We start from the raw sequence: 6,649 nt of genomic DNA on the forward strand, positions 1-6,649 counted from the left end.
TTTTAAATGAGCATTACTAAAGTTGATGGCGGCTACCGTGTTGATATTCGCCCCTCTGGCCGCAATGGTAAACGTTATCGACGCACGTTTGAGACCAAAACCGAAGCGACTAAATATGAAAAGTTCATATTGTCGCAGCACCATAATAAAGAATGGCTAGACGCACCTATCGATAGGCGCCCATTGCTTGAGTTAATTGAGCGTTGGTTTCATTTACATGGCAAAAATTTAAAAGAGGGTGAAAACACTCGTAAAAAGTTAATTGCCACTTGTAAGTTGATGGGTAATCCGCAAAGCCAACAAGTTAACACCAACTTTTATTTAAACTATCGGGCGCGGCGGTTAGATAAGATTACCCCTAAAACAGCCAATCTGGAGTTTGAGCGCCTGCACTCGGTATACAGCGTACTTATTGCTGCTGGAGAATTCCCTGGCGAGCATCCTCTCAAATCGGTTTCGCTAGTCAAAACCCCAGCGAGAGACATGGCATTTTTGTCTAAGTCGCAAATTGATCATCTGCTTAGTTTGCTCTCTGGTGATATGCGGCTGATTGTAAAAATCTGCTTGAGTACTGGTGCGCGTTGGAGTGAGGCCCAGAACCTTACCAGCTCACAGATATTAAAAGACCGTATTAATTTTATAGATACCAAGAATGGTAAAAATCGTACTGTTCCAATTACATGCGAGCTGCGTGCTAAACTATCCAGCGGCAATGGCCGCTTGTTTGCTGATTGCTACAAGCCGTTTCTTGCTGTGTTAAAATCTTCTGGTATTGAGCTACCCAAGAGCCAAGCTAGTCACGTATTACGCCACACGTTTGCATCGCACTTTGTGATGAATGGTGGCAACATCCTCACATTGCAAAAAATACTTGGGCATGGTTCGATTCAAATGACCATGCGCTATGCTCATTTGGCACCTGACCATTTATTCGAAGCGACGCGCTTTAATCCGTTGGTATGATCCACAAAATGCCCACATTGGTTCTTTTTAGTTTGATTTGCTTTGATTTAAATTGGTTTTGATGTTTGCAAAAAAATAAATTAACTCACTGTTATAACTTATAAATTTAATAAAATCATGTATTTATGGTTTATGTTTCAAATGGTTTAATAAGAGGCTAAGACCTCCTTTTTTGATGCCATAAATTCCTTGATGGCACTGCGCTTGATATCCTAATGCGCTACGACAGGTGGTGAATGATTATGTCTAAGATTGATGAACAATTATTTAGTGCCCACGAACACGCACTGGAAAAAGAATACGAACTTTGCCCTGAATGTGGCAGCGAGTTATCGGTCAAACACAGTAAGCACGGCGGTTTTATTGGCTGTAATAATTACCCTAGCTGTAATTACACTCGACCCTTAGTGCAGCACGAATCCATTGAAACTCAAGTGATTGAAGGTTCTGTATGCCCTGAATGCGGTCACGAACTGGCGGTAAAGTCTGGGCGTTTTGGGATCTTTATTGGGTGTACTCAATATCCTAGCTGCACGCATATTGAAAAACAGGATCAAGCGAGTGATAAGCCTGACATTCCTTGCCCTGAATGCAAAGCGGGTAAGCTTGAGCACAGAACGAGTCGCTTCGGAAAGAGTTTTTATGCCTGCAGTGCTTACCCTAAGTGCAAGTTTATTGTGAATTATCCTCCGGTTGCTGAAGATTGCCCGAGTTGTGGTTTTGGGATCTTAGTCGAGCGTAAAGGTGCGGCTGGGATGCGTTTAGAATGCCCGCAAAAAAGCTGTAAATACAAAAGACCACTTTAGTTTATTGTGTGACCTGCATCTTAATATTTGGCCGATGAAAGTGGCTTGCGTATAATCCTCGGCTGACCGCTGATGGGGCGGTCAGTATTCGAATTTATCCAATAATTTGATTGTTGAAATCGACAATACTCAAAAGGTGATCCTAAGATGTTGCAGCTGCACCCATCTGACATAAAAGATATTGTGCTTAACGGTGGTGTTATCGCTTATCCAACCGAGGCCGTTTATGGCCTAGGTTGCGACCCAGATAATGACACTGCTATCCAAAAGTTATTGGCTGTAAAACAGCGCCCATGGCAGAAAGGACTGATCTTAGTCGCCAGTGATTTTCAGCAGCTTTTAGCCTATGTTGATGAATCACAATTAACGGCTGAGCAGCTCGAATTTGCATTTTCCAAGTGGCCAGGGCCTTTTACCTTTGTCATGCCAATCAAAGCGCATGTTTCAAAATACCTCTGTGGCGAATTTGACTCTATCGCAGTGCGAGTGTCGGCCCATGCTGGAGTACAAGCCCTGTGCCGCGCATTTAATAAACCTTTAGTGTCGACCAGCGCTAACCTTGCAGGTGAAGATCCTGCATTAACTGCCGCTGAAATCCTCGCCGATTTTACCGGTAAAATCGATGCACTGGTATTAGGCGAACTCGGCGAACAACGTCAGCCCTCGACCATTATCGATGCGCGAAGCGGTAAGATTTTACGAAATGGACAATGAGCAAACCAATAATAAGGATAACAAGATGAGTGTGCCTGATGTTGCAGTGGTAAAAGCGTTTTTAATCGATCTACAAAACCGAATTTGTGCTGGTTTACAGGCGCTGGATGGCCAAGCCACGTTCGCCGCCGATTCATGGACTCGCGCCGAAGGCGGTGGTGGTACGAGCCGAGTATTAACCCAAGGTGCAGTGTTCGAGCAAGCTGGGGTTAACTTTTCCCATGTGACTGGCGCTGCTATGCCTGTGTCGGCTACGGCGCATCGCCCTGAGTTAGCGGGCCGTAGTTTTGAAGCTATGGGCGTTTCTTTAGTTATTCATCCTAATAATCCTTATATCCCAACGACTCATGCCAATGTGCGTTTCTTTATTGCTCAAAAAGAGGGCGCCGATCCCGTGTGGTGGTTTGGCGGTGGCTTTGATTTAACGCCTTATTATCCTTTCGAGGAAGATGTGCGCGAGTGGCACCAGACTTCTAAGGATATTTGCGCGCCTTTCGGGGATGAGGTTTATCCCAAGTATAAGAAATGGTGCGATGAGTATTTCTTCCTACCGCATCGTAATGAAACTCGCGGTGTGGGCGGACTGTTTTTCGATGACTTGAATCAAGCAGGATTCGAGCAAAGCTTTAGCTTTATGCAAGCCGTGGGCAATGGCTTCTTAACGGCCTATGCGCCGATTGTTGAGCGTCGTAAAGATACTGAGTTCGGTGAGCGTGAGCGTCAGTTCCAACTCTATCGCCGTGGTCGTTATGTTGAGTTCAACTTAGTCTACGACAGGGGCACTTTGTTTGGCCTGCAGACAGGCGGCCGTACCGAGTCTATCTTAATGTCGATGCCGCCATTAGTGCGTTGGCAATATGCTTATACACCAGAGGCGGGAAGCCCAGAGGCAGATTTGTATGATAACTACCTCAAACCCCGCGACTGGGTTTAGCCGTTAATCATAAAAAGTAGAGCCATATCCACGTTATTGATTACGCATATGATCGGCCAGAGTTGAAATCGCCTCAAAGATGGCGGCTCGATGCTCTGGCTTATTAATGTTTTCTTCAATCGCAAATTTCATACAAAACAGCCATTGATCCCGCATCGCCTCATCGACGGCGAAATGCATGTGCCGTGCTCGCAATGCGGGATGACCATATTTCTGCTGATAGAGCTGCGGCCCGCCGAGCCAACCACTTAAAAATTCGAACAACTTCTGCTCTGATTCCGCAATTGGCGCTCTATGAATGGCAAGCAGTGTTGTCGTTTCTGCAGAGCTTGCCATCTTCTGATAAAAACTCTTTGCGATAGCACGTATCACCTGTTCGCCGCCGATTAAATCATAGGCGTTAGATTGACTCGGATCGCGATCATCCTGTGGCGGAGTGTGTTTACTAAAAATCTTTTTAAGCCAGTTCATTGGAATAGTCGTTCACTAAAATAGAGAGTATTGAGCCGATGGCGCATTATAGCGTGAAACCCAGCGTGAAATTTAGTTGAGCATAATTCGTCTTGCCTAGGCTCAAAAGCGCGGTAGACTGCAAAGCTATTGAACCTAAAATTTAATATCGCTATGACAGACAGATACGCAGTGTTTGGCAATCCAATTAGCCACAGTAAATCGCCGTTCATCCATGGACAATTTGCCGCGCCCACCCAAGAGTTATTAACCTATGAAGCCATTCTTGCTCCGGTCGATGGTTTTGAAGCCTCACTGACGGCGTTTTTCAATGCGGGCGGCAAGGGCGCGAATGTGACAGTGCCTTTTAAGGAGCAAGCTTTTGCGCTGTGTGACAGTCTCAGCCCAGAGGCCAAGCTTGCTGGCGCGGTAAACACCTTAAGTTTATTGGCCGATGGCACTATTCGCGGTGATAACACCGATGGCTTAGGGCTGGTGGCCGATCTCATCGCTAACTTAGGCAGCCTGCAAGATAAGCGCGTGTTACTTATGGGTGCTGGTGGTGCGGCGCGCGGTTGTATTCTACCGTTATTAAATGCGGGAATTGCGCAGCTGATCATCAGTAATCGCACTCACACTAAGGCACAGCTTCTGGTCGATATCTTTACTTCGGTGGATAACGGTGCTTTCGCAAATAGAGTCACCGCCGTAGAAATGAATGAGCTTGTGGGCGAGTTCGATATCATCATCAATTCAACTTCGGCGAGTCTTGCGGGCGAGTTGCCAACTTTGCCAGCGCATATCATCACTACCCAAACTGTTTGTTATGACATGATGTACGGCGCCTCGGTCACCGCTTTTAACCAATGGGCGCTATCTCAAGGTGCAGCTAAGGTTATTGATGGGCTCGGCATGTTAGTCGGACAAGCGGCTAAGAGTTTTACCCTATGGCGAGGTATCGAGCCCGATACTCAAGTGGTATTAAATCTTTTGAGGGATAAACTCATGGCCGAGCCTAAGTAGGAAGCATGAATCAAAGTATTCTTTTTCCCGAACTGCAATATTGGGACGACGCCCACAAGCGAGTCTGCTTTATCGCGCAGTCACAGGGGATGAACATTAAGTGCTATATCAGTGTGAATAAGTTAGCCGAGCTGAATGATTTCTCTGAACAGCCGAGTGCCAATGAAGCCGCTGCTATGCTGGCATTGTTTGATGCGGTGAGATTTGATGCCGAAGAAATGGCGGAAGACTTAATTGAAGCCGAAGAGTTTGATGAGTTTGGGGCAGTACACTTAGGCTAAACTTATCGAACTCAGATAGTTTTCTGAATCAGCGAATAGTAAAAGGCGGTAGAGACTCAATGAGTCTCTACCGCCTTTCTTATATAGCTATAGTGACACTAAGCGACTAACTATAAGAGATTAGCTATAAGTGATTAGATGTTTTGTAACTCAACTAAGTATTCGTTTTTCAGTCTGACATAGTTGTCGGCAGATTCTGGCAAAAAGGCAATTTCGGCAGGCGTTAATGGGCGAGCCTGCTTAACTGGGCTGCCTACATATAAATAGCCACTCTGTAATACCTTGCCCGGTGGCACTAAAGAACCCGCACCTAAGATCACATCATCTTCTAAAATCGCACCGTCGAGAATAATCGCACCCATGCCTACTAATACTCGGTTACCGACTTTGCAACCGTGAAGCATAGCCTTGTGACCAATAGTCACATCATCACCAATAATCAGTGGATGACCATCGGGACGAGCAGCTGACTTACGCGTTACATGCAATATGCTACCGTCTTGTACGTTCGAGCGCTTACCAATACTAATATGGTTAACATCACCACGCGCCGCCACCATAGGCCAAATACTGGCATCAGTATCTAACGCAATATCGCCAACAAGCACCGAAGCTTCATCTACATACACATTATTGCCTAATTGAGGATGAATACCTTGGTAAGTTCTGAGTGGCCCTGACATAGAAAAGTCCCTAATTGAGTGGTTTTTTGCATTATAAAGGTTAAAAACTAGCGGGTCAGGTCAAATATCCAACGAACAGTGAGAAAATGACAATTATCTTAAAAATAGGGGTTGCGCACTTTCTCAATCTCCCTATAATGCGCATCCACTGACACGGCTGACAGCGAAAGCAAGCTGGCGAGTTAGATTGAATTGAATGGCTTTTAACCACTTAATTCAATCGCAGCAAGAAGTTGAAAATACTCCTTGACGCGAAACGGGAAATGCGTAGAATACGCAGCCCTAGCCACCTGGAAGCGTTCGGCGCTCAGTGTGGTACTCAAGTTCTCTTACGAGGTTGAGTTGCTCTTTAACAAGATAAAACAAGAAATCTGTGTGGACACTCACAGGTGTTGAGTTAATCGAAACTGCTTAGCCTTCGGGTTGGCAGTCAAAAATTTAAATCAATGTAACAATGAGTGTTCATAGCAATATGTACAGTTTGTTTCTTTAGCGAGAAACAAAAAATCAGAATTCATTGAGCCGCTGAAGTCGCAAGACGGARGYAACAAAACTTTAATTGAAGAGTTTGATCATGGCTCAGATTGAACGCTGGCGGCAGGCCTAACACATGCAAGTCGAGCGGCAGCACAAGGGAGTTTACTTCTGAGGTGGCGAGCGGCGGACGGGTGAGTAATGCCTAGGGATCTGCCCAGTCGAGGGGGATAACAGTTGGAAACGACTGCTAATACCGCATACGCCCTACGGGGGAAAGGAGGGGACCTTCGGGCCTTCCGCGATTGGATGAACCTAGGT

The 6,649-nt window shown here is 45.8% G+C and carries 8 protein-coding genes and 1 rRNA gene; 7 read left to right on the forward strand and 2 right to left on the reverse strand.

Going from position 1 to position 6,649, the window contains the following annotated elements:
- Positions 1-6: 6 nt before the first annotated feature.
- The 4 genes from L5M49_RS16610 to hemF all read left to right on the forward strand — a co-directional run bounded on the left by L5M49_RS16610 (position 7) and on the right by hemF (position 3,417).
- Positions 7-963: a tyrosine-type recombinase/integrase gene (locus L5M49_RS16610; protein ID WP_263266474.1), complete on the forward strand. Its 957-nt coding sequence runs from the start codon at positions 7-9 to the stop codon at positions 961-963.
- A 242-nt stretch (positions 964-1,205) separates the two neighbouring features.
- Complete coding sequence (locus L5M49_RS16615) at positions 1,206-1,769, forward strand: type I DNA topoisomerase (RefSeq protein ID WP_131524497.1); 564 nt, start codon at positions 1,206-1,208, stop codon at positions 1,767-1,769.
- Positions 1,770-1,916: 147 nt separating this feature from the next.
- On the forward strand, positions 1,917-2,483 hold the full coding sequence (locus L5M49_RS16620) for an L-threonylcarbamoyladenylate synthase (protein WP_131524496.1): 567 nt from the start codon (positions 1,917-1,919) through the stop codon (positions 2,481-2,483).
- Positions 2,484-2,508: 25 nt separating this feature from the next.
- Positions 2,509-3,417, forward strand: coding sequence for an oxygen-dependent coproporphyrinogen oxidase (hemF, locus tag L5M49_RS16625; RefSeq protein WP_263209530.1), 909 nt, complete (start codon positions 2,509-2,511; stop codon positions 3,415-3,417).
- Between the two features lie 33 nt (positions 3,418-3,450).
- On the opposite strand, the gene L5M49_RS16630 is transcribed toward hemF, so the two are convergent.
- Positions 3,451-3,888: a group II truncated hemoglobin gene (locus L5M49_RS16630; protein ID WP_263192904.1), complete on the reverse strand. Its 438-nt coding sequence runs from the start codon at positions 3,886-3,888 to the stop codon at positions 3,451-3,453.
- Between the two features lie 153 nt (positions 3,889-4,041).
- Between L5M49_RS16630 and aroE the strand changes: the two genes are divergently transcribed.
- Entirely contained in the window at positions 4,042-4,890 is an 849-nt protein-coding gene (aroE, locus tag L5M49_RS16635; protein WP_263209539.1) for a shikimate dehydrogenase, read from the forward strand.
- Between the two features lie 5 nt (positions 4,891-4,895).
- A complete protein-coding gene (locus L5M49_RS16640; RefSeq protein WP_113941387.1) occupies positions 4,896-5,171 on the forward strand; it encodes a DUF1488 domain-containing protein in 276 nt (91 codons plus the stop codon).
- A 134-nt stretch (positions 5,172-5,305) separates the two neighbouring features.
- On the opposite strand, the gene L5M49_RS16645 is transcribed toward L5M49_RS16640, so the two are convergent.
- On the reverse strand, positions 5,306-5,854 hold the full coding sequence (locus tag L5M49_RS16645) for a gamma carbonic anhydrase family protein (RefSeq protein WP_263209532.1): 549 nt from the start codon (positions 5,852-5,854) through the stop codon (positions 5,306-5,308).
- 556 nt (positions 5,855-6,410) lie between these two features.
- On the opposite strand from L5M49_RS16645, the gene L5M49_RS16650 reads away from it, so the two are divergent.
- Positions 6,411-6,649 (forward strand): 16S ribosomal RNA (locus tag L5M49_RS16650); the annotation flags it as partial.

The organism is Shewanella sp. SM74 (assembly GCF_025653725.1).
GTDB classification, from domain to species: Bacteria; Pseudomonadota; Gammaproteobacteria; order Enterobacterales; family Shewanellaceae; genus Shewanella; species Shewanella oncorhynchi.

Excerpts from the sequence above, each read along its gene's own strand:
- L5M49_RS16610 (WP_263266474.1), top strand. The coding sequence starts at position 7 with ATGAGCATTACTAAAGTTGATGGCGGCTACCGTGTTGATATTCGCCCC.
- L5M49_RS16615 (WP_131524497.1), top strand. The coding sequence starts at position 1,206 with ATGTCTAAGATTGATGAACAATTATTTAGTGCCCACGAACACGCACTG.
- L5M49_RS16620 (WP_131524496.1), top strand. The coding sequence starts at position 1,917 with ATGTTGCAGCTGCACCCATCTGACATAAAAGATATTGTGCTTAACGGT.
- hemF (WP_263209530.1), top strand. The coding sequence starts at position 2,509 with ATGAGTGTGCCTGATGTTGCAGTGGTAAAAGCGTTTTTAATCGATCTA.
- L5M49_RS16630 (WP_263192904.1), bottom strand. The coding sequence starts at position 3,888 with ATGAACTGGCTTAAAAAGATTTTTAGTAAACACACTCCGCCACAGGAT.
- aroE (WP_263209539.1), top strand. The coding sequence starts at position 4,042 with ATGACAGACAGATACGCAGTGTTTGGCAATCCAATTAGCCACAGTAAA.
- L5M49_RS16640 (WP_113941387.1), top strand. The coding sequence starts at position 4,896 with ATGAATCAAAGTATTCTTTTTCCCGAACTGCAATATTGGGACGACGCC.
- L5M49_RS16645 (WP_263209532.1), bottom strand. The coding sequence starts at position 5,854 with ATGTCAGGGCCACTCAGAACTTACCAAGGTATTCATCCTCAATTAGGC.